Below are 23,535 nucleotides of genomic sequence, written 5' to 3'. Positions count from 1 at the left end.
GACGCTGCGGCACCCTAGGTCAGGGCGGTGCAGGCGCCCAGCCCGGCGATCAGCAGCACCCCCAGGGTGGCCTGCAACAGCAGCGGGGGCCCGAGATGCGACCACATGGTGGCCGTACGCGGGCGCAGCAGTTGCCCGGTGGTCAGGTTGACGATCCGTTCGATCTTCGGCGCCAGATCGGGGTCCCCCTGGTCGCGCAGGGTCAACTGCACGAGGTCGGCCGAGTGCAGGGCGCTCTGCGGAAGATGCCCGTGCAGTTCCACCTCGTACAATCGGCCGTTGTCGTCGCGCAGCCGGATCGGGGTGACCAGATACTCCGGGCCCTTCTTCAGGTCCTTGAACTTGCGTCGACCGGAGCCCGAACCGGCCGACAGGGCGGCGCGGACCAGCTTGACCAGCAGGCCGACCACCCCGGCCGCGGCCAGCACCAGGACCAGCGCGGGCTGCCCCACCCGTACCTGTCGGGGGTAGCCCTCCATCAGGCGGACCACCCGGGCGGTCAGGACCCGGCCGGTGGGGTGGAGGCTGCGCCGGGAATACGATGTCGTGTCCATTTTCCCACCACCCTGTGTCCGCGTATGTGCACAGATCGTATCGATCCTCAGGATTGATCAACGTGAATGAAATTCGCTCACGTGATCCGTCATGGGATCGGTCACCCGGCGGCGAACAGGTGACAAGCCGGGTGGGGCGGGTAAGCGCGGGGCCGAGCCTGGAAAGGGGTCGAGCATGCAGTTGTCCTTCCTGCGCCCGCTCTACGACCGTCCCGGTCCGTGGTGCTCGGTCTACCTGGACGCCTCCCTGGACACCGAGGACGCCCACGCGGCACTGGATCTGCGCTGGCGTGACCTGCAACGGCGACTGGCCGAGCAGGGCGCCGACGAGCCGACGATCGCCGCCATCGACCGGGTGATCCGGGGTCACGATCCCATGCCCGGTGACTACGGCCTGGCCGTCTTCGGCACCCGGGGCAGGGTGGTGCTCTCCGAGTACCTGTCCGCCCCGCCGCGGCGTGACCTGGCCGCCTACTCGGCGCTGCCGCATGTCATGCCGCTGCTGGCCCAACGTGGCGAGCAGGTGGCCTGGGTCCGGGTGCTGGCCGACCGCACCGGTGCCGACGCGATGTCGGTGAGCGCCGGTGGGGTGCCACGTCGGGCCCATGTCGTCGGCCGGGAGAACTTCCAGTTGCGCCGGGTCCAGCCCGGTGGCTGGTCACAGTCGCGCTACCAGCGCGCCGCCATGGAGGCGTGGCACCACAACGCCGGAGATGTCACCGCCGCCACCGTGGAGCTGGCCGAACGGGTCGGCGCCGAGGTGGTCGTGGTGGCCGGTGACATCCGCGCCACCGGCATGATCGCCGCGCAGATGCCGCAGCGCTGGCAGGACCTGGTGGTACGCACCGATGCCGGCTCCCGGGCCGGGGGTGCCGACCAGACCCTGCTGGACGACATCACCGTGCAGACCGTCGCCGAGGTCGCCGACCAGCGGATCAGCGCGGCCCTGGACCGGTTCGGCATGCAGGAGGATGTCGGTGCCGGGCTCGACGCCGTGGTGGCCGCCCTGCAACGCAACCAGGTCGACACGATGCTGATCGTGGACGACGCCTCCGCCGACGGTGAGCTGTGGATCGGCCCGGCCGCCACCGACATCGCCACCGAGCCAGATCAGCTTCCCGGCGTCGGCGAACCCGAGCGGGTACGCGCCGACGCGGCCCTGGTCCGCGCCCTGGTGGGCACGGACGCGGACCTGACCGTCCTCGGGCCCGACGAGGCACCGGAGTTGGCGGACGGGGTGGGTGCGGTGCTGCGGTACGTCGACCCCGCCACGCCGGGACGGGGCGGTGCCTGATCCACGGCTGCCGGACACGGTCGTCGCACGGTTGGCGGCCTGGCGGGTACCACGGGTGTTCGGCATCCCCGGGGAGCCGGTAGCGGAACTGGTCGAGGCGTTGCGCGCGGCCGGCGGTGAACCGGAGCTGGTGCCCGTCCGACACGGCGGGAACGCGGCCTCCATGGCCATCGCGCACGCCCGGCTCACCGGCGGGGTCGGCATCTGCCTGAGCCCGGCCGGACCGGCCGCGTACGGGCTGCTCGGCGGCCTGGACGCGGCCCGGCGGGACACCCCACCGGTGGTGGCCATCATCGGTGGGGAGGACCCGGTCCGGGTCGACCAGATGGTCGCCGGGCTGTGCCGACAGGTGTGGCATGTCGACGATCCGCGACGGGCACCGGCCCTGGTGGACGAGGCGGTACGCGCGGCGCTGGCCGGTCGGGGACCGGTCTGCCTGGTGCTCCCCGGTGCCCTCGGCGGCCGGTGGCCCACCCCGGGGGAACCTGCGGGGGCGGTCGTCGAGGAACTGTCCGCCCGGGTGCCTCCGGTGGCCATCGTGACGGTGGACGGGGAACCCGACCTGATCAGCCACACCCGCCGACTGCCGCCCGGCATCGCGGTCCTGGCCTGTGCCGCCTACGAGGCACCCGGGGCGGCGCTGTCCTGCGCCGTGGCCGCCAAACTGGCCGACCCGGACCGACCGGTGTTCGCACTGGTCACCGACGACGGGATGCGCTCACAGGGGTTCAGCGAACTGGTCACCATAGCCCAGGGATGGCCCCGGTGGCCCGATCCACGCCTGGTCGTGCTGGTGCTGCACCCCCGGGCCGGCCACCCCGCCGACGAGGTCCCGTACGCCGGCTGGGCCCGCCTGCTCGGCCTGCACGGCGTACGCGTCGACCGCCCGGCCCTGTTCGGCGCCGCCTGCGACCAAGCCCTGGCCGCCGACCGCCCCTCCGTACTCGATGTATCCCTCACCCCTGACTCCCACCCCTGACCCACCCCACCCCCGCCACCCCGCCCTGCCGCCGCCCGCCCTGCGCTCGCCGATCTTGCACTTTGTGTCGCCTTTATGCCCTGTTTACGCACTTTGTCGCGGCAGAAAGTGCATGATCGCCGCGTGGGTGCGTGGGTGCGTGGGTGCGTGGGTGCGGGGGTGCGGGGGTGTGGGGGTGAGGGGTGTGGGGGTGAGGTACGGGGTTCAGGTGCCCGCGCGGGGGTGGTGTCGGGAACGGCCAAGATCAGATGGTTGATGCCGATGGGTGAGGTGATGCCCTGTTTAACCCGCATCCGGGCGGGAAGCCGGGGCGCGTGAGTGAACGGGGCAGGGTGGGGCCGGTGCGCAAGGTGCGGCGGGAGATCACCGCGGCGGGTGCCGGGTTGGCCGGTGACCGGGTGGTGGCGATGGGCAGCACCGCCCGGGTCCTCGTCGCGGCCACCGCCCGGGCGCTGCGGGGGGAGGACTGCGCCGATCTCGGCCAGGCGGGACCGATGTCCCGGTTCGTCGGCACTCCTGATCCGGTCCGCCGGGCGGTGGCCGTACGCTCCGCCGGTCGGGTGGCCCTGACCGCCGGGCAGGCCGCCGAGGTGGACGCGGCCCGGGTCGCCGAGTGGTTCGTCGGTCAGTATCCGGCCGGCCGCTACCCCGGGGTGTTGCTGGGCTCGCCGCACGGCGCCGCCGCCCACCTGGCGGTGGCCCTGGGGGTGCCCTGGCTGCCGGCGGGGTTCGAGATGGTCGCGCACTGGCCCAAGGGCTCCGTGGACCGCCCCCGAGCCGCCCTGGACCACGGTGCTGCCCTAGCCGGACGGATGCTCGCCGGCAACCCCGACCTGCACCTGCGGCAGGTGCACTGCCCGGCCAGCCGAGGCGCCCTGGCCTCGGCCACGGTGGCGCTGACCGCCCGGTGGCGGAGTCTGCCCCAGGCCTACCGGCGCTTCCTGGCGCAGCGGCTGGAACCGGGAGCCCCGGTGGTGGTGCTGCGGGACGCCCGGACCTGGCCGGTCTTCGAGGCCGCCGACGGGCACAGTTTCCAGGTGGGTTGCCCGGCCAGCGGGCTGGACCCGGTGGACTTCCACCCCGACAGCCACACCCTGCGTCAGGTGCTGCGGTCCGCCGGGGGCGACGGTGCGCACTGGGAGCCGCCGGAGATCTCCACTCCGCCCGGGGGCGCCGAGCACGGGGTGGAAGCCGGTTTCGACAGCAGTGTCGCGGGCTGGGCGAGCCGCGAGGGACATGCCCTGCACCAGATCGTCGTCCCCAATCCCGCGGCGTTGAGTGCGGCCACCGCCGACCTGTACCGCCGCTGGCTGCGGGCCGCCGGCAAGACCGGAAACCGCCTGGTGGTGGAGTGCGGTCGGCTGCTCGACCCCTGGCAGGTGGTCCGCGCCGGAATGGTGCCGTACTGGTGCGAGAACTCCACCCGGCGCTGCGTCGAGCAGGTCGAATGGTGGCTGGCCGGCAGTGAGGCCTTCAGTTCGGTGGACGTCCTGCCGGAGCCACCCGGGGTGCGGTCCCCGGCGCTGGCCGGGCTGCCGCAGTGGCTGGCCGTCGCCGGTTTCGGCCGCCGTCGTCGGGCCCTGGACCGTTCGGCGGCCCGGGGCTACCCGGTCACCTCGGTACCCACCCGCCGGGCCACCGAGGTGCTCCGCGCCCAGCCGTACGACCTGCCCACCCCGCCCCGCATCAAGGTGGTGGACGCCCTCGCCGCGCTGCGTGCCGGGAGCGCCGCGCACGGCCTGCTGGTCCGCTGACCTGGCGAAACATCCTCGCGAACCCGCGATCCCGTGATTGAGTACCTACGGAGCGGGAACACCGCCGGCTGCGACAGGCTGATCACATTGGCGTGGCAGAGGGCCGTCGCCCGCTCGCATCCCAGTCATGTAAACCCAGTCCACCGGCCCGTGCGTGTCCACGCCCGGGTGCGGTGCCGGCCGAATCCGGGCGGGGTCCTTCCTGAGGGAGGCGCGGATGTTCGGACAGACCACCACGACCACACCACCATCCACCGATCGGGGCCTGGAGGATCTCGACGCGGCGGCGCTGGCGTACGCGGCACGGATCGAGGGGTTGCCCCCGGAACGCCGCCACGAGGCGCGCGACGACCTGGTGCGCTTCGCGATGCCCTTCGCCGGACGTCTCGCGCGCCGCTACCGGGGGCGCGGGGAGCCCTTGGAGGATCTGGAGCAGGTGGCCCGGTTGGGTCTGGTCAACGCCGTTGACCGGTACGACCCGGAACGGGGCTCCTTCACCGCCTACGCGGCGATCACCATCGTGGGTGAGATCAAGCGGCATTTCCGGGACCGCACCTGGGGTGTGCATGTGCCCCGTCGGCTGCGGGACCTGATCCTGGAGGTCGGCCAGGCGACGGCGGCACTGACCAGTGAGCTGTCCCGGGCCCCGACGGTGGCCGAGTTGTCGAAACGGCTGGAGACCCCGGAGCAGGAGATCCTCGCCGCCCTGGAGTCCGCCGCCGGGTACAGCCCGGCCTCGCTGAACGCGCCGGTGGGTGGGGAGAGTTCGGCCGAGTTCGGTGACCTGGTGGGTGAGTCGGATTTCGCGTTGGAATCGGTCGACGACCGGGTGACCGTCAGCGGGCTGCTGCACCGGCTGCCCTGGCGGGAGCGGCGGATCCTGGCCATGCGGTTCTACGGCAACCAGACCCAGGCGGAGATCGCCGCCCGGTTCGGCATCTCCCAGATGCATGTGTCGCGGCTGCTGTCGCGGGCCTTGACCTGGCTGCGCCAGGCGATGCTCGCGGACACCCCGCCACCCTGGCAGAACGGGACCGCCGAGACCGAGTCGGCGACGGCCGGTCCGTCCCGCCCCGCCTCGGTACGGGCACGTTGACACCCTGACCGGCGGAGACGGACGGTCAGCAGGGCGGCACCGACCGGTGCCGCCCTGCTGACGCGCGTACTCCCGCTCAGTTGTCCGGGGTGTCGCCGTGGCCGCGCGGATGCCGCCACCGGTCGGAGGACTGCGGACCGCGATCGGCGCCCAGGGGGTTCTCCTCCGGCTCGTCGGTCTCCTCGAAGCTGGGCCGGAGCACCTCGTCCGGTTCCGGCACCTCGACCGGTCGGGCTCCGGAGCGGGGATCGGGGTGGTAGGCGGTGGCCTCCTGGGCGCCGTGCGCCCCCTCGGCGCTGGGCGACTCGGGCCGGTGCTTCTCCCGGTGCATCTCGTCGTGCAGCTCCTGGGGTGGGCGGGTGGCCCGCTGCGGCAGGTCACCACCCAGATCGGAGACGTACGGCCCGTACTTGGCGTCGAAGGCCGGGCGTTCGGAGCGGATCCGGGGCATCTGGTCGAAGTTGCGCAGCGGCGGCGGGCAGGTGGTGGCCCACTCCAGCGAGTTGCCGAAACCCCAGGGGTCGTTCACGGTCACCACGGCGCCGAACCGCCATGACTTCCAGGCGTTCCAGATGAAGAACAGGGTGGAGGCGCCGAGGACGAAGGAGAAGATGCTGGAGATCGTGTTCAGCGTGGTGAAACCGTCCGTGGGCAGGTAGTCGGCGTAGCGGCGGGGCATCCCCTCGTTGCCCAGCCAGTGCTGCACCAGGAAGGTGCCGTGGAAACCGATGAACATGGTCCAGAAGTGCAGCTTGCCGAGCCGCTCGTCGAGCAGCCGCCCGGTCATCTTGGGCCACCAGAAGTAGAAGCCGCCGAAGAGGGCGAAGACCACCGTGCCGAACAGCACATAGTGGAAGTGGGCCACCACGAAGTAGCTGTCGTGGGTGTGGAAGTCGGCCGGCGGGCTGGCCAGCAGCACCCCGGTGAGCCCGCCCAGCAGGAAGGTCACCAGGAAGCCGATGGCGAACAGCATCGGGGTCTCGAAGGTGATCTGCCCCTTCCACATCGTGCCGATCCAGTTGAAGAACTTGACCCCGGTCGGTACGGCGATGAGATAGCTGAGGATGGCGAAGAACGGCAGCAGCACCTGGCCGGTGGTGAACATGTGGTGTGCCCACACCGTCATCGACAGCACGGTGATCGCGGCGGTGGCGAGCACCAGACCGGTGTAGCCGAAGAGCGGCTTACGGGAGAAGACCGGGATGATCTCGGTGATGATGCCGAAGAACGGCAACGCGATGATGTAGACCTCGGGATGGCCGAAGAACCAGAACAGGTGCTGCCACAGCATCGGCCCGCCGGTGTCGGCGTTGTAGACCTGCGCGTCCAGCAGCCGGTCGGCGCTCAACGCCAGCAGCGCGGCGGCCAGCAGCGGGAAGACCAGGATCACCAGCAGGCTGGTGAACAGCATGTTCCAGGTGAAGATCGGCATCCGGAACATGGTCATGCCGGGGGCTCGCAGGGTCAGGATCGTGGTGATCAGGTTGACCGCACCGAGGATGGTGCCCAGGCCGGAGACGACCAGGCCGATCACCCACATATTCGCGCCGGCGCCGGGGGAGTGTTGGGCGGTGCTCAGCGGGGTGTACGCGGTCCAGCCGAAGTCGGCGGTGCCCTGGGGGGTGAGGAATCCGCCGAGGACCATCAGCCCGCCGAACAGGTACAGCCAGTAGGCCAGGGCGTTCAGCCGAGGAAACGACACATCCGGCGCGCCGATCTGGATCGGCACGATGTAGTTGCCGAACCCGAACGCCGCCGGGGTGGCGAACAGCAGCAGCATCACCGCCCCGTGCGAGGTGAACAACTGGTTGTACTGCTCGGGGGAGAGGAACTGCATGCCCGGCCGGGCCAGTTCCGCGCGGATCAGCATCGCCTCGATCCCGGCCACCAGGAAGAAGCCGAACGAGGTCATCAGGTAGAGCAGCCCGATCTGTTTGTGATCGGTGGTGGCCAGGAACCGGACCAGCTTGCTGCCCGGCAGGGGCTTGTTCAGGGCGCCGGGATAGCCGCCGAACTGGGCCGGTGCGAGGATGGCCGGCCCACGGTCCTGTCCGGTCTCGGTCGGTACCCGCTTGGGCATGATGCTTCCACCCGTCGACGACGCCAAAGGACGGGCGTGACTACCCGACCCGCCGACCATGTAACCAGGCGACAGGGAGGAATTCGGTCAATTCGCCAGTAGTGTTGCCCAGACGGCCTTTCCGTCGCCGGCCGGCGCACTGCCCCACCGGGCGGCCAGCTCGCGAACCAGCAGCAGTCCCCGGCCACCCTCGTCGCGCTCACCGGGGCGGCCCGGCTCGGCCGTCTCGGGGCTGCCGTCGACCACGGTCAGGTGCAGCCACGGCTGGCGCAGGGTCAAGGTGACCTGCATCGGGGTGCCGGCGTGTCGGACCACGTTGCCGACCAGTTCGCTGAGCACGATCGAGGCCGGCTCGACGGCGGCGGGCAGATTCCACCGGGCGCAGGCCTCGGCGACCATTTCCCTGGCGCGTCGGCAGGCCGCCGCCACCGGCTCCAGCCGCAGCCGCACCCTCGGCACCGCCGAGGCGCCCGCCACCCGGGCCGCCTCGTCGCAGTCATGGCGTACCGGCACCGCCCGGCAGGCCGGGGAGGCGGCCAGCGAGGCGGCCGGGTCCGGATACGGCGCGCAGATCACCATCGGCACCACCGGCCAGCCCGCGGCCTGTCGCGCCGCCGCGGTGAACACCGCCACCGCCAACGGGTCGTGCACGGTCAGTCCGGTCAGGTCGACCACGAGCGCGTCCGGCTGGGTGGCCAGGCAGCGGTCCAGCACCGCGAAGGCCTGGCGGGTGGTGGTCAGGTCCAGGCTGCCGGCGAGGCGTACGACGGTGACAGGTGTCCCGTCGTGCACGTCGCAGGTGATCCGGCTCGCCATCTCCGCCCTCGTTCCGCCGATGTCTTCCGCCGGTGTCGCAGGGCTGTCAACTACCCGGCGTCCAGCCCACCGAAACGGCTTCCCCGGGCCGGGTAGGCGGCCGTGTGGGGCGGGTCACGCCGCGGCGACCCGGCGCGGCACCCGGTGACGCAGCTCGGCCAGGGGCGGCCGTTCCTCGACCCGTACGTCACTGACCACGATCTCCCGGTCCAGGTTCGGCAGCGCCTCGGAGCCACCCCGGCGGAACTGGGTCAGCACGGCCGTGGGCAGCATCTCCGGGCTGGCCCAGCCCTGACGCTGCAATCGGGACCAGACGGTGAGCATGATCTGGGCGGACATCCGGCCCAGGGCGGCGGTGTCCTGGTGGCGGTGCTTGCGTTCGCCCAGGTCGACCTGGGCCAGGGCGTCCAGGCCGACGAGTTCGAGCAGGTCGATCAGCATGGCGGTCTCGACACCGTAGCCGGAGACGAAGGGCACCCGCTCCAGCACCTCGCGGCGGCCCGCGTACTCGCCGGCCAGGGGCTGCACGAAACCGGCCAGTTCCGGCCAGAACAGGTTGAGCATGGGACGGGCCATCAACTCGGTCACCCGGCCACCCCCGTCGGCCTCCACCGCGTTCCGGCCGATCAGCGGCCGGTGGTAGAAGCCCTTCACGAAATCCACCGAGGGGTCGGTGAGCAGGGGGCCGAGCAGCCCGGTGACGAAGTGAGGGCGGAACTCCCGCAGGTCGGCGTCGACGAAGGCCACCACATCCCCCTCGGCGGCGGCCAGCCCGGCCCACAGGGCGTCGCCCTTGCCGGTCAGTCGGGGCAGCCCATGGGTCATCGCGTCCTGGCTGACCACCTCCGCGCCGGCCGCCCGGGCCACCTGGGCGGTGCGGTCGGTCGAGCGGGAGTCCACCACGATCAACTCGTCGACCAGGGGTACCCGCTCCACCAGATGCTCGCGGATGGTCGACACGATGGCCCCGACGGTGGCCTCCTCGTTGCAGGCCGGCAACACCACACTGACCCGGCTGTCCCCCTTGGCCCGCAGCAGCCGCCGGGTCGGCCAGTCCGCGGCGGAACTGGTCCGGTAGGTGGCCCAGGCCTCGACAACCGGCGAGACCAGAGGTTCGGTGTTCCGCACAGGCACCCCCTTCGCGGGAGCACCGGGATTCCCCGGTGCTCCGTGTTAGCTAACCGGATCGTTGTCTCTAGCTTGATCACAGCCCTGCTCCGGGCAGGTTCCCGGCTGGTGAAGCTTTGATTGCGTTGCCGCCTTTCGTCCGGCTCTCCGCCCTGGTCAGGTGGGGTCGGCCGGGGGTGCCGAGGCGGTCGGTCCGGGCGGTGCGTGAGCCGGGCTGCCTGGGCGCAACCTCAAGGCACGCCGGGGAGGGCGCGAAAGGGGCCTCCGGTCGCGTACCGTTGCCGCTCATGGGTGTGTCGCAACGGTTGAAGACCAGGTTCCGCCGGTTCCTCCAGCGCCCGGGGACCACGGTCGACCTGGCCCCGCTGGAGAAGCTGCTGCCGGCCATCGAGGCCCGCGAGGAGAAGGTCCAGGCCTTCGACGACGCGGAGCTGACCGAGGCGGCAGGGGTGGCCTCGACCTACGAGGAGATCTGCGCCCTCGGGCGTGAGGCCGCCCGCCGCGGCCTCGACCAGCGGCCGTACGACGTGCAGCTGCTCGGCGCGATGTCGCTGCTGTCCGGCAAGGTCGCCGAGATGGCCACCGGTGAGGGTAAGACCCTGACCGCGGCCATCGCCGCCTACGGGCACGTGCGGCTCGGCAACGGCCCGGTGCACGTGCTCACCGTCAACGACTACCTGGCCCGCCGGGACGCGCAGTGGATGGAGCCGGTCTACACCCTGCTCGGGCTCACCGTGGGCTGGGTCAACGAGGCCTCGACCCCGGCGGAGCGGCGGGCCGCGTACGCCTGTGACGTGACCTATGTGGCCGTCAGCGAGGCCGGTTTCGACTTCCTGCGCGACCAGTTGGTCACCGATGTGGCCGACCGGGTCCAGCCGGCGCTGCGCACCGCGATCGTCGACGAGGCGGACTCGATCCTGATCGACGAGGCCCGGGTGCCGATGGTCCTCGCGGGCTCGGTCGCCAGCGAGCAGGACCCGGTGCACGCCGCCGCCGCGCTGGTGCGCGGCCTGCGCAAGGGCAAGCACTACACGGTGGCCGAGGACGGCCGCAGTGTCGCCTTCACCACCGCCGGCCTGGCCGCCGTCGAGGCCAAACTCGGCATCGACCTGTACGACGAGGAGAACGTCGAGCAGCTCTCCGCGGTGAACGTGGCGTTGCACGCGCACGCCCTGCTGCACCGCGACGTCGACTACATCGTCCGCGACGGCACCGTCGAGCTGATCGACGAGATGCGCGGCCGGGTGGCCCAGCGCCGCCGCTGGCCGGACGGATTGCAGGCGGCGGTCGAGGCCAAGGAGGGCCTGGACGCCACCGCCGAGGGTGAGGTGCTGGGCACCATCGCCGTGCAGGCGTACATCGGTCTCTACCCGACCGTGTGCGGCATGACCGCCACCGCCGTGCTGGTCGGTGACCAGCTGCGGGAGTTCTTCGGGCTGGAGGTCGCGGTGATCCCGCCGAACACCCCCTGCGTGCGGGTGGACGAGCCGGACCGCATCTACGCCACCCGGGCGGAGAAGGAGGAGGCGCTGATCGACGAGATCCAGCGCTGCCACGCCGCCGGGCGGCCGGTGCTGGTCGGCACCCTGGACGTCAAGGAGTCCGAGCAGCTGGCCGCCGGGCTCAACGCCGTCGGGGTGTCGTGCGTGGTGCTCAACGCCAAGAACGACGACGAGGAGGCGGCGATCATCGCCGAGGCCGGTGCCCACGGCGCGGTGACCGTCTCCACCCAGATGGCCGGTCGAGGGGTGGACATCCGACTCGGCGGCAGCGACCAGAGCGATCAGGAGCGGGTCGCCGAGCTGGGCGGCCTCTACGTCATCGGCAGCGGCCGGCACGACAGCCGCCGGGTCGACGACCAGCTGCGCGGACGGGCCGGCCGGCAGGGCGACCCGGGTGGGTCGGTCTTCTTCGTCAGCCTGGAGGACGACCTGGTCGTGCGGCACGCCGGCGACACCGTCCCGCCCTCGCCCCGGATGAACGCCGACGGTCTGGTCACCGACCCTCAGGTGGACTACGCCGTCGAGCACGCCCAGCGGGTCGCCGAGGGGGTCAACCACGAGATCCACCGCAACACCTGGCGCTACAGCGTGGTGATCGAGCAGCAGCGCAAGGCCCTGGCCGAGCGTCGGGAACGGCTGCTGACCAGCGACGTCGCCGCCCTGATGCTGCTGGACAAGATGCCGGAGAAGGCCGGCGAGATGGACGAGGACCTGCTCGCCCGGGTGGCCCGGTCGATCGCCCTCTACCACCTGGACCGGCTCTGGGCCGACCACCTGGCCGAGCTGTCCGAGGTCCGCGAGGGGGTGCACCTGCGCGCCCTGGGTCGACTCGACCCCCTGGATGAGTTCCACCGGGCGGCCGTGCCGGCCTTCACCAACCTGGTCCCGGAGATCGAGGCGCGCACCCTGGCCACCTTCACCGAGACCGAGTTCGACGAGGACTGGCAGCCGGACGCGGCGGAGCTGGTCCGGCCGAGCGCCACCTGGACCTACCTGGTGCACGACAACCCCTTCGGCTCCGAACTGGACCGGCTGATCGCCTCGGTCGGTCGGCGGCTCAGCGGGGCGGGCGCTCGCTGAGGCGTACCGACCGATCCGGTCGCGGCCCCTCCCGGAGGTACCCGTACCCTGGGAGGGGCCCCGCTTTGCACCGTTTCGACCGTAGTTGTGGCGGGTAGTAGGGCGGGTCATTGACGCCAGGGCCGCCGTCGGGGCCGCCCTGGTGCCTGTCTCGGAGCCGAGGAGGAGACCGTGAGGACGCTGGCCAGGCGTACGAGGGCTGCGGGCCGGTGAACCTGGAGACCAGTCCACCGCTGACGGAGACCCTCGGCGTGCTGGAGACGGCGGCCCTGTTGCGGGAGCTGACCGCCGGACTGATCGGTCTGGACGATTTCGACGAGGCGCTGTCCGCCCTGGTCCGCATCACCCGGGACGCCATCGCGGGGGTCAACTGGTGCGGGTTCACCGCCCTGCGGGCCGGTGAGCCGGTCGGGGTGGCCGCCTCCGACGCCCCGATGAGCGGGCTGGACGACCTGCGGTACGGCTCCGACACCCCGGCGATGGACGCCATCCGGCTGCGGGAGATGGTCCGTGCGGAGAACCTGGCCACCGAGCCCCGCTGGCCGCACTGGCGGGCCCAGGCCGGCGAGTTGGGGGTGCACGGGGTGATCTCGGCCCCGGTCGACGTGGACGAGCAGGTGATCGGGGCGATCAACCTCTACGCCGACCGACCCGACGCCCTGACCACCGGCCACCAGCTCACCGCCATGCTCCTGGCCGAGCAGGCCGGTCTGCTGCTGGCCGCCGTCCGGGACCGGCAGCGGCGCAGCGCCCAGGCCGACGCCCGGGACGCCGCCCTGCTCGGCGAGGGGGTGATCGGCCAGGCCATCGGGGTGATCATGACTCAGCGTGGCTGCCCCCCGGAGGACGCCCTGGAGGTGCTGCGCAGCGCGGCCTCGTCGCTGTCCATCCCGTTGCGGGAGGTGGCCGCGCGGCTGGTCAGCACGGTCTCCCGTCCTCGGGACAACTGAGTTCCCGACCTCGGACAACTGAGCGCGGCTCTCGTTTCGCCCTGGTGGCCCCCGGGTAGCACCCTGGACTGGTGAGCTGATTCCAATCCCAGGGGGAACGATGCAGAGCCGACTGCGGGTGCAGGGGCACCCCATTCAACCGATGCTGGTGACGTTCCCGTACGGGCTGTTCGTCTGCGCGACCATCTTCGACTTCGCCCAGGTGGCCGGCGGCCCGGTCCTGCTCGGCGAGGTCGGTTACTGGACCGTGGTGGCCGCCCTGGTGGCGGCGGGGCTGACCATGGTGGCCGGCATGGTCGACCTGTGGGACGTGCCGCCGGACCGGACTCGCCGCACCGCGATCAGCTTCAACCTGGTCAACGCCGGGATGGCCGGGCTGTTCCTGCTCTCCTGCCTGGTGCGGGCGGAATCGCCGACCCGGGGTGCGACCGCCGTACTGCTGGTGGTCGAGATGCTCGCCCTGGCCGTCGGAGGTCTCGGGGTGGCCCTGGGTGCCCGGCTGATGCGCCACTACGAGCCCGGTCGGGCCGAGCCGACCAGCTTCGACGCCCTGCGCGGCTCCGGCACCCCCCGTGCCGCCGCCCTCAGTGGCGTCGACGCCCGGACCGTCGAGATCGTCCGCCCGCGTCCGTAGCGGGCTCAGCCCGGGTCCGCACACGACCGGGAAAAGGCGTTGCCACAGTGGAGACACCCCGGACACGCTGAGCCCGTGTCCCGGGAAGCGAGCTTCGAAGAGTTGGTCGTCGACGGTGCCGCCGCGCCGGTCGAGGGCTGGGCCTTCGACTGGCTCGCCGGACGGGCCACCGAGGAGCGCCCACCCTGGGGGTACGCCCGTCTGATGGCGGCGCGGATGGCGACCGTCGACGCGGCGCTGGACATCGACACCGGCGGGGGAGAGGTGCTCGCCGAGGTGCCCCACCCGCCCCGGCTGCTGGTGGCGACCGAGGCGTGGCCGACGAACGTGCCGGTGGCCCGGGCCAGGCTTCGCCCGATCGGGGCGAGCGTGATCGCGGTGAGCCCCGGCGCGCCGCTGCCGTTGCGTAGCGCCACCTTCGACCTGGTGGTCAGCCGGCATCCGGTGCACACCGACTGGCCCGAGGTGGCGCGCGTGCTGCGGCCCGGTGGGACGTTCCTGTCCCAACAGATCGGGCCGGGCACCGTACGCGAACTCAGCGAGGCGATCCTCGGGCCGCTGCCGCCACCGGCCCACCGGCATCCGGAGCAGGCGGTCGCGGCCGCCGAGGCGGCCGGGCTGACCGTCGTCGACCTGCGTACGGCCACCCTGCGTACGGTGTTCCACGACGTCGGTGCCGTGGTCTGGTTCCTGCGCAAGGTGGTCTGGACGGTGCCCGGTTTCACTGTTGCGGCGCACCGGCCGGCGTTGGCCCGGTTGCACGAGCGCATCCGCGCCGAGGGACCGTTCGTCGCCCACGCCCGACGTTTTCTCATCGAGGCCCGGCGTCGGCCTGGCGTCGGTCAGGCGCGCAGCAGGGTGAGCATCTCGGACAGGTCGAAGAACTGAGCGGTCTCCACGGCGGACGGATTGCCGTGGTCCGGGTCGGCGCCGGCGGCCAGCAGGGCGCGTACCGCCTCGCCGCTGCTGCGGAACACCGCCGCCGCCAGGGCCGTCTGTCCCCGGTCGTTGGTCCGGGTGTGGTCGGCTCCCCGGTCGAGCAGCGCGGCCACCGTCTCCGGGTGGGCATGGTACGCCGCCAGGATCAGTAGCGTGTCGCCCTTGTCGTTGGTCAGGTTGACCGGCAGCCCCGCATCGACGTACCCGGACAGTTCGGCGGTGGCCCCGTCGCGCGCCAGGTCGAACATCCGGTGCGCGAACTCCAGGGTCTCGGCGTCGAGTTCCTCGCTCACCGGGTCAGGTTAGTCGCCCTGCCGAGAGGGCGCTCAGCCCGGCCATCCGTGACCCTCATCGGCTGGTGGCGCGGTCACCGCCGAAGGAACCCTGTCCCGGTATTCGGGATAACCTACTAAACCTATAGGGTTTACATCCTAAACTGGTGGCGATCCTGCCGACCATCGCGAGGAACCTCATGTCTGCCCTGTTCGCCACCGAACCCGACCTGCTCGCCGTCGCCCGGGGCTGGGCCGCTGACCCGACCCGCTGGCCGGTACCGCTGCGCTTCGACCCGACCAGCCGGTGGTACGCCCGGCTGGCCGCCGACGACGACCACGAGGTGTGGGCCTTGAGCTGGTTGCCCGGACAGGGTACGGACCTGCACGATCACGGCGGCTCCTCCGGGGCCTTCCTGGTCGCCTCGGGGGTGCTCACCGAGCAGACCGTCAGCGGGGCGGGGCTGCGTCCGCACCTGCTCGCCGCCGGCACCGGCCGCCGGTTCGGCCCCCGGCACGTGCACATGGTCACCAACCGGCATTCCGAACCGGCGGTCAGCGTGCACGTCTACCGCCCCGCCCTGCGTCGGATGACCCGCTACCACCTGGAGGCGGGTCGGCTGCGCGTCACCGAGGTGGCCGAGGCCGGCGTGGCATGGTGAACCCCCTTCACCCCGCGCAACACCTGGAAGGAACGATGATGCCGCAGACCGACCCCGCCGAGCACTGTCCGACGCCCCCGCCGGGTTCCCGGGGGATCGACGAGATCCTGAGCGCCGCCCGAGCCCGGCTGAACCGGCTCGACCCGGAGCAGGCCCACCTGGCATACCGGGCCGGGGCCCTGCTGGTCGACATCCGACCGGCCGCGCAGCGGGCCGCGCACGGTACCGTGCCCGGGTCCCTGGTGGTGGAACGCAACGTGCTGGAGTGGCGGTTCGACCCCCGGTGTCCCGCCCGGCTGCCCCAGGCCGTCGGCTACGACCTGCCCGTCGTGGTGCTCTGTCAGGAGGGCTACACCTCCTCCCTGGCCGCCGCATCGTTGCAGGATCTCGGCCTGTTCCGGGCCACCGACGTGATCGGTGGCTTCGCCGCCTGGCGGATCGCCGGCCTGCCGGTACTGGGCCCCACCTCGTTGATCCGCTCGACCACCCCCGCGCCCCCGGCGACCGCCGGCCGGGTGTCCCACTGATCAGCCACGCCCACCCGGCGTGGCGGTAGTCCCCAGGAGGCCGTCGTGTCCGTCGTCGCCATCACCCCACGCCAACACCCCTCCGGCCGTACCCACCGAGGTCGCCTCGTCCGGCGGCGCACCGGCCCCACCCTGACCATCACTGTCGACCTGGCCGCCGCGGCGACGAGCCCGCGCCTGCATCGGCTGGTGGAACTGCTCGGCGAACTGGCCGAGGCGGGGGAGGGGCGGCTGTCCCGCGACCCGGTCGCCGCCCCGCCGGCCGATCCGAGCGTCGTGCGCATCCTCACCGGACCCCGGACCGTCCGGCAGGGCGATCGGGTGATCCCGCTGACCCGCATCGAGTACGACCTGCTGCTGTTCCTGGCCGAGCGGCCCCGGCGGGTCTTCACCCGCCTCCAGTTGCTCAACCAGGTCTGGGGATACGACCACGCGGTGGCCCGCACGGTGGACGTGCACGTGCGTCGGTTACGCGCCAAACTCGGCGCCGGTACACCGCTGCTGACCACCGTCCACGGTGTCGGTTACCGGCTGGCCGACGATGCCCGGGTGAGCGTCGAACGCTGAGCCCTCGTCCAGCGTGGCGGGTCCCGGCCGGGGCCGCGCCACGCTGTCGGGCCCGGACCCGGAGCTTGGAAAGCTGGTCAGGGCCCCCGTTCGGGCAGGTGATCGCGGCTCCCGACGAAAGGTGAACTCCGGTGTCGACCCCCCGTATCGGGTCAAGTTGACGACTCTGCTGTAATCATCTGGCCTCGTACGCAGAGCGAGCGGACGGCTCCGAAGTGTCGGCCAATTGTCACATTCACACAACGCAGCCGCCCCTTGACCCGCACACCGGCGCCGGGAAACATCGATAAAGCGGCGTCTCGGGGCCGTGGGGAAAGCCCGGACCAGCCTAGGAGGACCATGTCGGTCAGCCCCGCTTCGTCGCGCGCCGGATGGCATACGTCCCAACCAGCGGTCCCCGGTCGGCCACCCGGCGGCCAACGCCGCCCCACCGGCACCGCGACCCCGGTCATCACGGTCACCCTGTCGATTCCGCTGGCCTGTGAGGAGTCCCTGACCCCGGCCGCCCGCCAGCTGTTGGAAGCCGCCAGGGAACTGCTGGAACGAGGCGAGGGCACGATCGTCAACGGGGGCCCGGTGGTACCGGAGTGGCGCACCGAGGTCGTACCGGCCGGGCGGACACCGGCCCGACCCCTCGCCCCGACCATCCCCACCCTGCACATCCTGGCCTCCTCGCGGTCGGTGCTGCGCGACGGCGAGCCACTGCCGCTGACCCGGCTCGAATTCGACCTGCTGCTGCACCTGGTGGTGCATCCGCGCCGGGTGTTCACCCGGCTCCAGCTGCTCAACGCCGTCTGGGGTTACGAACACGCCGGTGTGCGTACGGTCGACGTGCACGTACGCCGACTGCGCGGCAAGGTCGGGGTGGACGTCCCCCTGGTCACCACGGTCTACGGGGTCGGCTACCGGCTGGCCGACGAGGCCCGGGTAACCCTGGACCAGACCGGCTGAGCGACACCGACAGTCCCTTCCAGGATCACCGGGCACGATTGTCGGATGCGTGTGCGTCCCATCTCCCCGCAGCGACTGGTCACCGAACTGGCGCAGCGACTCGCCGACACCGACCCGACCCGGCGCCTGCGGGTGGCGGTGGACGGCCCGAGCGCCGCCCGCCCCGGGGAGATCGCCGCGGCCCTGGTGGACCCCCTGCGAGCGTGGGGTCGCCCGGCCCGGCACATCCGCTCCGAGGATTTCCTGCGCCCCGCCTCGGTACGCCTGGAGCGGGGCCGGACCAATCCGGACTCGTACTACGAAGGCTGGGTGGACGAGGCCGGACTGCGCCGGGAGGTGCTCGATCCGGCCGGGCCGGACGGGGACGGGCGGATCCTGCCCTCCCTGTGGGACCCCTGCAGGGACCGGGCCAGCCGGGCCGAATACGTCGAGCTGCCCCCGAACGGGATCATCCTGGTCAGCGGCGCCTTCCTGCTCGGCGGAGGCCTGCCCTTCGAGATCACCGTGCACCTGGAGATGTCGGCCGCCGCCCTGGGGCGGCGTACCCCTGCCGACCTGGCCTGGACCCTGCCGGCCTACGCCCGCTACGCCGAGGAGGTGGCCCCGGCCACCTTCGCCGATCTGGTGGTCCGGTTGGACGACCCGCGTCGGCCGGCGATCGTGGAATCCGTGCCGGACGCGGTTTGACCTTCGGGCCACCGGGGTAATCGCGGGGCTCACAGCGCCCGGGTGATCACCCGCCTGGGCGGTATGACCGGGTGGGGTGGTCCCACCCGCGATGACGATGAGCCCCAGGAAGGCAGGCAGCCATGCTCGTCCACGACACGGTCGGCACGGGACGATCCCAGGTGGAGATCGACCAGATTCGGCTCTCCCTTCAGGCCCGCTACGCCGAACTGTCCGAGGAGTACGAGCAGGCCGTGCAGCAGAGCCAGGTGCTGCGGCTGGTAGAGGTCGGCGACACCGCGGGCGACGACCAGGCCGACAGCGGCACCAAGACCGCCGAACGGGACACCGCGCAGTCGCTGTTGCGCACCATCCTCGACCGCCGGGCCCAGTTCGAGCACGCCCTGACCCGGCTCGACGAGGGCACCTACGGCTTCTGCGAGGGCTGCTCCGCACCCATCCCGGTGGAACGGCTGGAGATCTTCCCATCGGCCACCACCTGCGTGACCTGCAAGCAGACCCGGGAACGCCGGGCCGCGTGAGCGGGAGCGGTCGGCGGTCGGTCCGAAACACGGAGCGGGGCACCCATGGGCGAGATCACCGTGGGGACCGCCTCCTGGACCGACCGCACCCTGCTCGACTCCGGGTGGTACCCCCAGACGGCGGACACCCCGGAGAAGCGGCTGGCCTACTACGCCCGGCAGTTCCCGCTGGTCGAGGTCGACGCCACCTACTACTCCCCGCCGGCTGAGCGCACCGCCCGACTGTGGGCCGACCGCACCCCGGCCGGCTTCACCTTCAACATCAAGGCCTTCAGCCTGCTCACCGGCCACCCACCAAGGTCAGCGCGATCTACCAGGACCTGCGGCCGACCACCGACAAACGCAACCTCTACCCGGACGACCTGCCCCCGCAGGCGTACGAGGAGGTCTGGACCCGGTTCCTCAGCGCCCTGGACCCCCTGGCCGAGGCGGGCAAGCTCGGTGCCCTGCTGTTCCAGTTCCCACCCTGGTTCACCCTGCGCCGGGACAACAAGCAGTACCTGCTGGAGGTGACCCGGCGCTGCGCGCCGCTGCGTCCGGTCTTCGAGTTCCGGCACGCCTCCTGGTTCGACGGGGACAACGCCGCCGAGACCCTGGACTTCCTGCGCGAGCATCTGTTGGCCTACGTCAGCGTGGACATGCCGCAGGGACACCGGTCCTCGATTCCGCCGGTGCTGGCGGCCACCTCGGATCTGGCGGTGGTCCGCTTCCACGGCCACAGCGACAAGTGGACCAGCCGCGACATCCACGAGAAGTTCGGTTACCGCTACTCGAAGCGGGAGTTGGCCGACTGGGCCCCCAAGCTACGCGAACTGGCCGACCAGACCCGGCAGACCCAGGTGCTGATGAACAACTGCTACCGGGACTACGCCCAGGTCAACGCCAAGCAACTCCAGGCGCTGCTGACCGAATCCGACTGACCGCCGCCGGGTGTGCTCGGGACATCTCACCCGGACGGGGTGAGGGTGGGTCACCTTGAGTCGGCGCAGGGTGGTGGCAGCCGAGGTCGTCCGCGCGAGGCGACCGCACGGAGGTGGATGGCGATGACGGTGGTACCGCATCGGCGGCGGGAGGCTGTCCTGCGGGTCGTCGGGGCAGACGACCGGGCCGGGCGGGCAGGTCCCGGGCTGGCCAGCCCGATCCGGCCGCGACGCGGGCCGGTGGGGCCGCCGCGACGCCCCGACGACCGACGGTGGGAGACCGACCTACGGAGGTGGACAGATGGCTGAGCGGTTCGAGTCTGCGATTGAGTCCTCGGTGGACAAGATCAACCTGATCCTCAAGGACATCGAGCGGGCCTACGGCTGGCCGAAGGCACAGCGCAACCAGTCCTACGCGGCCCTGCGTACGGTGTTGCACCTGCTGCGTGACCGGATGCCGGTGCAGGAGTGCGCCCAGTTCTCCGCGCAACTGCCGATGCTGGTGCGGGGCCTCTACTTCGAGGGCTGGCAGCCGGAGAAGGTGCCGATCAAGCTGAGCCGGGACGACTTCCTCCAGGCGGTCCGTCAGGGCTTCCCCTACGACGCACAGGGCGGCCCGCAGCGGGTGGTCCAGGTGGTGCTGGACACCCTGCGCCGGCACCTCTCCCCGGGCGAATGGGAGGACGTGCGGTCCACCATGCCGGACGATCTCGTTCCGCTCATGCCCTGACCGTCGCGGGCGCGCCGCCCGGCTCACCCGGACGGCGCGTCCGGGACCCGGCGCGGCGTTCCAGCACCGCCCGGGTCGGGCTTGATCGACTCCGTTACGCCGGAATGGCGGTTTCCCGCCGCCTCGGTCTCCGCCGTTCCGGCGTAACGGCGTGGGTAACTCCCCGTCCCGTCGCTGGACGGGCCTACCAGAGGTCGAAGTGGAACACCTCGAACGAGGTGCCGTAGCGCACCCCCAGCCGGGTGCCGACCGGGCGGGCCCCGCCTTCCAGGAACTCCTCGGCGTCGAAGCTGCCGTCACCCAGCCCGGTCAGGTACGCCTCGTGCGCCAGCAGGGACGCCACCCCCTTGTCGAAGGTCGCGGTGGTGTCCACCCCGTGCTTCGACCGGGGAGAGGAGGCCGCCCAGACCTGGCGTACCCCGCCCCACGGCTCGACTCCGCCGGTCAACTGCTCCGGGAAGATCCACCGGTTGCCGGCGTCGCGTACCGCGTCCAGGGTGGCCCGTCCTACCGCGATGTGATCGGCCTGGTTGAGGGTGTCGGCGCCGTCCCAGGTCGCCCGGAAGTTGTTGGTGATCACGATCTCCGGCCGGTGTCGCCGGACCACGGCGGCCAGTTCCCGGCGCAGGGGCACCCCGTACTCCAGGATCCCGTCGGGCAGGCCCAGGAACTCGACCGTGTCCACCCCCACCAGGGCCGCGGAGTCGCGCTGCTCCTGCTCGCGTACCTGCCGGGCCTGCGGTGGTGGCATCCCGTCGATGCCGGCCTCCCCGCTGGTGACCAGGCAGTAGACCACCTGTTTACCCTGCCCGGTCCAGCGGGCCACCGCGGCGGCGGCGCCGAATTCGAGATCGTCGGGATGGGCCACGATCGCCAGGGCGCGCTGCCAGTCCTCGGTCACCGGCTCCAGGGGTTCCAGTGCTTCGGTCATCGCCACCTCCGTACTGCTCGGCTCGCCCCATCCTGTCACTGTCGGCCGTACTGCACCGGAATCGACCTCTGCACCCTCAGCCCGCACTCCGGTCGGTTGCGGTGACCTCGCCCGGGGGGTACCGAGCGGGGCGAACCGGGCGTGTCGCGGTGTATCGGCGTCTACGGTGGGTGGCACTGGTTTAGAGAAGATCGCGCGTGGGGTACCACGCGCGGCACGGCAAACCCCACCGACGGCGGGGGCTGGTTCATCCGAGGGAGCACGATGCCACTCAACGACGACGACATCCAGAGCACCAGCGGCGGCGGCCTGGAAGGCCCGGCCGACGGCGGCGCGACCCCCGGTCAGCACGACGGTGGTGCCGACGGCAGCGCCGAGGGTCCGGCCGATGGTGGTGCCACGCCGGGTCAGCACGATGGTGGGGCGGACGGCAGCGCCGAGGGTCCGGCCGATGGTGGTGCCACGCCGGGTCAGCACGATGGTGGTGCCGACGGTGCTGCCTGACGACCGAACACGATGACGCGACTCGATGCGCCGGGCGGCGGTGTCCGCCCGGCGGTTGCGTACCCGCCGTCGGCGCTGGCCCGCTGTGTCAGCGTCGAGCCGGAGAAGTTCGCCACCGCCCACTGGGGACACACTCCGTTGCTGTCCCGCGCCGCCGAACTGCCCAACCCGGCCGGCTTCACCGACCTGCTGAGCCCGGACGACGCCGACGAACTGCTCAGCCGGCGTGGTCTGCGTACCCCCTTCCTGCGGGTGGCCAAGGACGGCCAGGTGCTGCCGGCGGCGCGCTACACCGGCGGCGGTGGGGCCGGCGCCGAGATCGGCGACCAGGTCCTGGACGAGAAGATCCTGGAGTTGTACGCCGGAGGCGCCACCCTGGTGCTTCAGGGTCTGCACCGCAACTGGCCACCTCTGATCGACTTCACTAGCGAGTTGAGCCTGGCGGTGGGGCAACCGTTGCAGGTCAACGCCTACCTGACCCCGCCGGGCAGCCAGGGCTTCGCCACCCACTACGACACCCATGACGTGTTCGTGCTCCAGGTCGACGGGCGCAAACACTGGCGGATCCACCCGCCGGTGCTGCCCGATCCGCTGGAGCGCCAACCGTGGGGCGGACGGGCCGACGAGGTCGCCGCCACCGCTGCGGGACCGGCCACCCTGGACGTGGTGCTAGGGCCGGGTGACGCCCTCTACCTGCCCCGGGGCTGGCTGCACAGCGCCCAGGCGCAGGAGTCCAGTTCCCTGCACCTCACCGTCGGCGTCCGGGCCCTGACCCGGTACGCCCTGGTCGAGGAGTTGCTGGCGCTGGCCACCGAGGACCCCCGGCTGCGGGCCACCCTGCCCTTCGGCATCGACCTGGCCGACCCGGAGGCCATCGAGCCGGAACTCACCGAGACCGTCGAGGCGCTGCGCGACTGGTTGTCGCACGCCGACCCGGCGGCGGTGGCCGCCCGGCTGCGGCAGCGGGCCTGGTCGGCGTCCCGGCCTGCCCCGATCCGTCCCCTGGCCCAGGCCGCCGCCCTGGCCACGTTGACGGTCGACTCCCACGTCACCGTCCGCCCCGGCCTGCGCTGGCAGTTGGCCGTCACCGGCGACCAGGTCACCCTGTGCCTGTTCGACCGCACCATCACCCTGCCCGCATACTGCGAACCCGCCCTCCGCGCCCTGCTCACCGGCGAGGTGACCCGCGTAGCCGACCTCCCCGCCCTCGACGCCGACACCGACCGCCTGACCCTGACCCGCCGCCTCCTCCAAGAAGCAGTCCTAACCCCCTAACCCCCTAACCCCCTAACCCCCTAACCCCCTAACCCCCTCTCTCTCTCCCTCCCGCACCCCTCTCTCTGCGCGCCGATCTTGCACTTTCGGTCGCTGGTTCGCCCCGCTTCGCGGCTTTTGCGGCGACGAAAAGTGCAAGATCGACGCGTAAGGGAGAGCGATCGACGCGCGCACAAGGGGGC

At 71.8% G+C, this 23,535-nt stretch carries 22 protein-coding genes and 2 pseudogenes; 18 read left to right on the top strand and 6 right to left on the bottom strand.

Features of this window, described 5'->3' with window-relative positions:
* Positions 1-14 precede the first annotated feature (14 nt).
* Positions 15-554, bottom strand: a complete 540-nt coding sequence (locus ACLQ2T_RS01670) for a hypothetical protein (protein ID WP_425764198.1) — start codon at positions 552-554, stop codon at positions 15-17.
* Positions 555-729: 175 nt separating this feature from the next.
* On the opposite strand from ACLQ2T_RS01670, the gene ACLQ2T_RS01665 reads away from it, so the two are divergent.
* The 4 genes from ACLQ2T_RS01665 (at position 730) to ACLQ2T_RS01650 (ending at position 5,677) form a co-directional block, all read left to right on the top strand.
* Positions 730-1,848, top strand: a complete 1,119-nt coding sequence (locus ACLQ2T_RS01665; protein ID WP_425764197.1) for a Vms1/Ankzf1 family peptidyl-tRNA hydrolase — start codon at positions 730-732, stop codon at positions 1,846-1,848.
* On the top strand, positions 1,841-2,827 hold the full coding sequence (locus ACLQ2T_RS01660; protein WP_425764196.1) for a thiamine pyrophosphate-binding protein: 987 nt from the start codon (positions 1,841-1,843) through the stop codon (positions 2,825-2,827). Before ACLQ2T_RS01665 ends, ACLQ2T_RS01660 begins: the two co-directional genes overlap by 8 nt.
* Positions 2,828-3,234: 407 nt before the next feature.
* Positions 3,235-4,581, top strand: coding sequence for a hypothetical protein (locus ACLQ2T_RS01655; RefSeq protein WP_425764410.1), 1,347 nt, complete (start codon positions 3,235-3,237; stop codon positions 4,579-4,581).
* Between the two features lie 217 nt (positions 4,582-4,798).
* Complete coding sequence (locus ACLQ2T_RS01650; RefSeq protein WP_425764195.1) at positions 4,799-5,677, top strand: SigB/SigF/SigG family RNA polymerase sigma factor; 879 nt, start codon at positions 4,799-4,801, stop codon at positions 5,675-5,677.
* A gap of 76 nt (positions 5,678-5,753) precedes the next feature.
* Here the strand turns inward: ACLQ2T_RS01650 and ctaD are convergent, their stop codons facing one another.
* The 3 genes from ctaD to ACLQ2T_RS01635 all read right to left on the bottom strand — a co-directional run bounded on the left by ctaD (position 5,754) and on the right by ACLQ2T_RS01635 (position 9,611).
* The gene (gene ctaD / locus ACLQ2T_RS01645; protein WP_425764194.1) at positions 5,754-7,757 is read right to left on the bottom strand and encodes a cytochrome c oxidase subunit I; all 2,004 of its coding nucleotides are present in this window, start codon (positions 7,755-7,757) and stop codon (positions 5,754-5,756) included.
* Positions 7,758-7,844: 87 nt separating this feature from the next.
* Entirely contained in the window at positions 7,845-8,573 is a 729-nt protein-coding gene (locus tag ACLQ2T_RS01640; RefSeq protein WP_425764193.1) for an ATP-binding protein, read from the bottom strand.
* A gap of 114 nt (positions 8,574-8,687) precedes the next feature.
* Entirely contained in the window at positions 8,688-9,611 is a 924-nt protein-coding gene (locus tag ACLQ2T_RS01635) for a glucosyl-3-phosphoglycerate synthase (RefSeq protein WP_425764409.1), read from the bottom strand.
* Between the two features lie 377 nt (positions 9,612-9,988).
* Between ACLQ2T_RS01635 and secA2 the strand changes: the two genes are divergently transcribed.
* From secA2 to ACLQ2T_RS01615, 4 genes are all read left to right on the top strand, one after another.
* A complete protein-coding gene (secA2, locus tag ACLQ2T_RS01630; RefSeq protein WP_425764192.1) occupies positions 9,989-12,283 on the top strand; it encodes an accessory Sec system translocase SecA2 in 2,295 nt (764 codons plus the stop codon).
* Between the two features lie 209 nt (positions 12,284-12,492).
* On the top strand, positions 12,493-13,233 hold the full coding sequence (locus ACLQ2T_RS01625) for a GAF and ANTAR domain-containing protein (protein ID WP_425764191.1): 741 nt from the start codon (positions 12,493-12,495) through the stop codon (positions 13,231-13,233).
* Between the two features lie 100 nt (positions 13,234-13,333).
* Positions 13,334-13,867 (top strand): DUF2231 domain-containing protein, encoded by a 534-nt coding sequence (locus tag ACLQ2T_RS01620; protein WP_425764190.1) that lies wholly within the window; start codon positions 13,334-13,336, stop codon positions 13,865-13,867.
* Positions 13,868-13,942: 75 nt separating this feature from the next.
* The gene (locus ACLQ2T_RS01615; RefSeq protein ID WP_425764189.1) at positions 13,943-14,755 is read left to right on the top strand and encodes a class I SAM-dependent methyltransferase; all 813 of its coding nucleotides are present in this window, start codon (positions 13,943-13,945) and stop codon (positions 14,753-14,755) included.
* On the opposite strand, the gene ACLQ2T_RS01610 is transcribed toward ACLQ2T_RS01615, so the two are convergent.
* The gene (locus tag ACLQ2T_RS01610) at positions 14,710-15,099 is read right to left on the bottom strand and encodes an ankyrin repeat domain-containing protein (protein ID WP_425764188.1); all 390 of its coding nucleotides are present in this window, start codon (positions 15,097-15,099) and stop codon (positions 14,710-14,712) included. The two genes, ACLQ2T_RS01615 and ACLQ2T_RS01610, sit on opposite strands and share 46 nt — an antisense overlap.
* A gap of 179 nt (positions 15,100-15,278) precedes the next feature.
* On the opposite strand from ACLQ2T_RS01610, the gene ACLQ2T_RS01605 reads away from it, so the two are divergent.
* The 8 genes and pseudogenes from ACLQ2T_RS01605 to ACLQ2T_RS01570 all read left to right on the top strand — a co-directional run bounded on the left by ACLQ2T_RS01605 (position 15,279) and on the right by ACLQ2T_RS01570 (position 20,643).
* The gene (locus tag ACLQ2T_RS01605; protein WP_425764408.1) at positions 15,279-15,740 is read left to right on the top strand and encodes a cysteine dioxygenase; all 462 of its coding nucleotides are present in this window, start codon (positions 15,279-15,281) and stop codon (positions 15,738-15,740) included.
* Positions 15,741-15,775: 35 nt separating this feature from the next.
* Positions 15,776-16,267, top strand: coding sequence for a rhodanese-like domain-containing protein (locus ACLQ2T_RS01600; RefSeq protein ID WP_425764187.1), 492 nt, complete (start codon positions 15,776-15,778; stop codon positions 16,265-16,267).
* Between the two features lie 45 nt (positions 16,268-16,312).
* Positions 16,313-16,834 (top strand): winged helix-turn-helix domain-containing protein, encoded by a 522-nt coding sequence (locus ACLQ2T_RS01595; RefSeq protein ID WP_425764186.1) that lies wholly within the window; start codon positions 16,313-16,315, stop codon positions 16,832-16,834.
* 339 nt (positions 16,835-17,173) lie between these two features.
* Positions 17,174-17,785, top strand: a complete 612-nt coding sequence (locus tag ACLQ2T_RS01590; RefSeq protein ID WP_425764185.1) for a winged helix-turn-helix domain-containing protein — start codon at positions 17,174-17,176, stop codon at positions 17,783-17,785.
* 45 nt (positions 17,786-17,830) lie between these two features.
* A complete protein-coding gene (locus ACLQ2T_RS01585; protein WP_425764184.1) occupies positions 17,831-18,472 on the top strand; it encodes a uridine kinase in 642 nt (213 codons plus the stop codon).
* Positions 18,473-18,594: 122 nt separating this feature from the next.
* Positions 18,595-18,993, top strand: coding sequence for a TraR/DksA family transcriptional regulator (locus ACLQ2T_RS01580; protein WP_425764183.1), 399 nt, complete (start codon positions 18,595-18,597; stop codon positions 18,991-18,993).
* 45 nt (positions 18,994-19,038) lie between these two features.
* Positions 19,039-19,913, top strand: a pseudogene (locus tag ACLQ2T_RS01575) (DUF72 domain-containing protein).
* Positions 19,914-20,214: 301 nt separating this feature from the next.
* A complete protein-coding gene (locus tag ACLQ2T_RS01570; protein ID WP_425764182.1) occupies positions 20,215-20,643 on the top strand; it encodes a DUF2267 domain-containing protein in 429 nt (142 codons plus the stop codon).
* A 184-nt stretch (positions 20,644-20,827) separates the two neighbouring features.
* Here ACLQ2T_RS01570 and ACLQ2T_RS01565 read toward each other — a convergent pair whose 3' ends face one another.
* Positions 20,828-21,574 carry a PIG-L deacetylase family protein gene (locus ACLQ2T_RS01565; protein ID WP_425764181.1) on the bottom strand — a complete coding sequence of 249 codons (747 nt, stop codon included), beginning with the start codon at positions 21,572-21,574 and terminating at the stop codon, positions 20,828-20,830.
* A 264-nt stretch (positions 21,575-21,838) separates the two neighbouring features.
* On the opposite strand from ACLQ2T_RS01565, the pseudogene ACLQ2T_RS01560 reads away from it, so the two are divergent.
* A pseudogene (locus ACLQ2T_RS01560) lies at positions 21,839-22,075 on the top strand (hypothetical protein); the annotation flags it as partial.
* A gap of 15 nt (positions 22,076-22,090) precedes the next feature.
* Positions 22,091-23,353: a cupin domain-containing protein gene (locus ACLQ2T_RS01555; protein WP_425764180.1), complete on the top strand. Its 1,263-nt coding sequence runs from the start codon at positions 22,091-22,093 to the stop codon at positions 23,351-23,353.
* Positions 23,354-23,535 lie beyond the last annotated feature (182 nt).

Source organism: Micromonospora sp. DT229 (assembly GCF_049844505.1).
Taxonomy (GTDB): Bacteria; Actinomycetota; Actinomycetes; order Mycobacteriales; family Micromonosporaceae; genus Micromonospora.
This window is presented reverse-complemented; position numbering and strand designations above follow the sequence as displayed.

What these genes read in the sequence shown, in the direction of transcription:
- ACLQ2T_RS01670 (WP_425764198.1), bottom strand. Translation starts at nt 554, where the DNA reads ATGGACACGACATCGTATTCCCGGCGCAGCCTCCACCCCACCGGCCGG.
- ACLQ2T_RS01665 (WP_425764197.1), top strand. Translation starts at nt 730, where the DNA reads ATGCAGTTGTCCTTCCTGCGCCCGCTCTACGACCGTCCCGGTCCGTGG.
- ACLQ2T_RS01655 (WP_425764410.1), top strand. Translation starts at nt 3,235, where the DNA reads ATGGGCAGCACCGCCCGGGTCCTCGTCGCGGCCACCGCCCGGGCGCTG.
- ACLQ2T_RS01650 (WP_425764195.1), top strand. Translation starts at nt 4,799, where the DNA reads ATGTTCGGACAGACCACCACGACCACACCACCATCCACCGATCGGGGC.
- ctaD (WP_425764194.1), bottom strand. Translation starts at nt 7,757, where the DNA reads ATGCCCAAGCGGGTACCGACCGAGACCGGACAGGACCGTGGGCCGGCC.
- ACLQ2T_RS01640 (WP_425764193.1), bottom strand. Translation starts at nt 8,573, where the DNA reads ATGGCGAGCCGGATCACCTGCGACGTGCACGACGGGACACCTGTCACC.
- secA2 (WP_425764192.1), top strand. Translation starts at nt 9,989, where the DNA reads ATGGGTGTGTCGCAACGGTTGAAGACCAGGTTCCGCCGGTTCCTCCAG.
- ACLQ2T_RS01620 (WP_425764190.1), top strand. Translation starts at nt 13,334, where the DNA reads ATGCAGAGCCGACTGCGGGTGCAGGGGCACCCCATTCAACCGATGCTG.
- ACLQ2T_RS01605 (WP_425764408.1), top strand. Translation starts at nt 15,279, where the DNA reads ATGTCTGCCCTGTTCGCCACCGAACCCGACCTGCTCGCCGTCGCCCGG.
- ACLQ2T_RS01600 (WP_425764187.1), top strand. Translation starts at nt 15,776, where the DNA reads ATGATGCCGCAGACCGACCCCGCCGAGCACTGTCCGACGCCCCCGCCG.
- ACLQ2T_RS01590 (WP_425764185.1), top strand. Translation starts at nt 17,174, where the DNA reads ATGTCGGTCAGCCCCGCTTCGTCGCGCGCCGGATGGCATACGTCCCAA.
- ACLQ2T_RS01585 (WP_425764184.1), top strand. Translation starts at nt 17,831, where the DNA reads ATGCGTGTGCGTCCCATCTCCCCGCAGCGACTGGTCACCGAACTGGCG.
- ACLQ2T_RS01580 (WP_425764183.1), top strand. Translation starts at nt 18,595, where the DNA reads ATGCTCGTCCACGACACGGTCGGCACGGGACGATCCCAGGTGGAGATC.
- ACLQ2T_RS01570 (WP_425764182.1), top strand. Translation starts at nt 20,215, where the DNA reads ATGGCTGAGCGGTTCGAGTCTGCGATTGAGTCCTCGGTGGACAAGATC.
- ACLQ2T_RS01565 (WP_425764181.1), bottom strand. Translation starts at nt 21,574, where the DNA reads ATGACCGAAGCACTGGAACCCCTGGAGCCGGTGACCGAGGACTGGCAG.
- ACLQ2T_RS01555 (WP_425764180.1), top strand. Translation starts at nt 22,091, where the DNA reads ATGACGCGACTCGATGCGCCGGGCGGCGGTGTCCGCCCGGCGGTTGCG.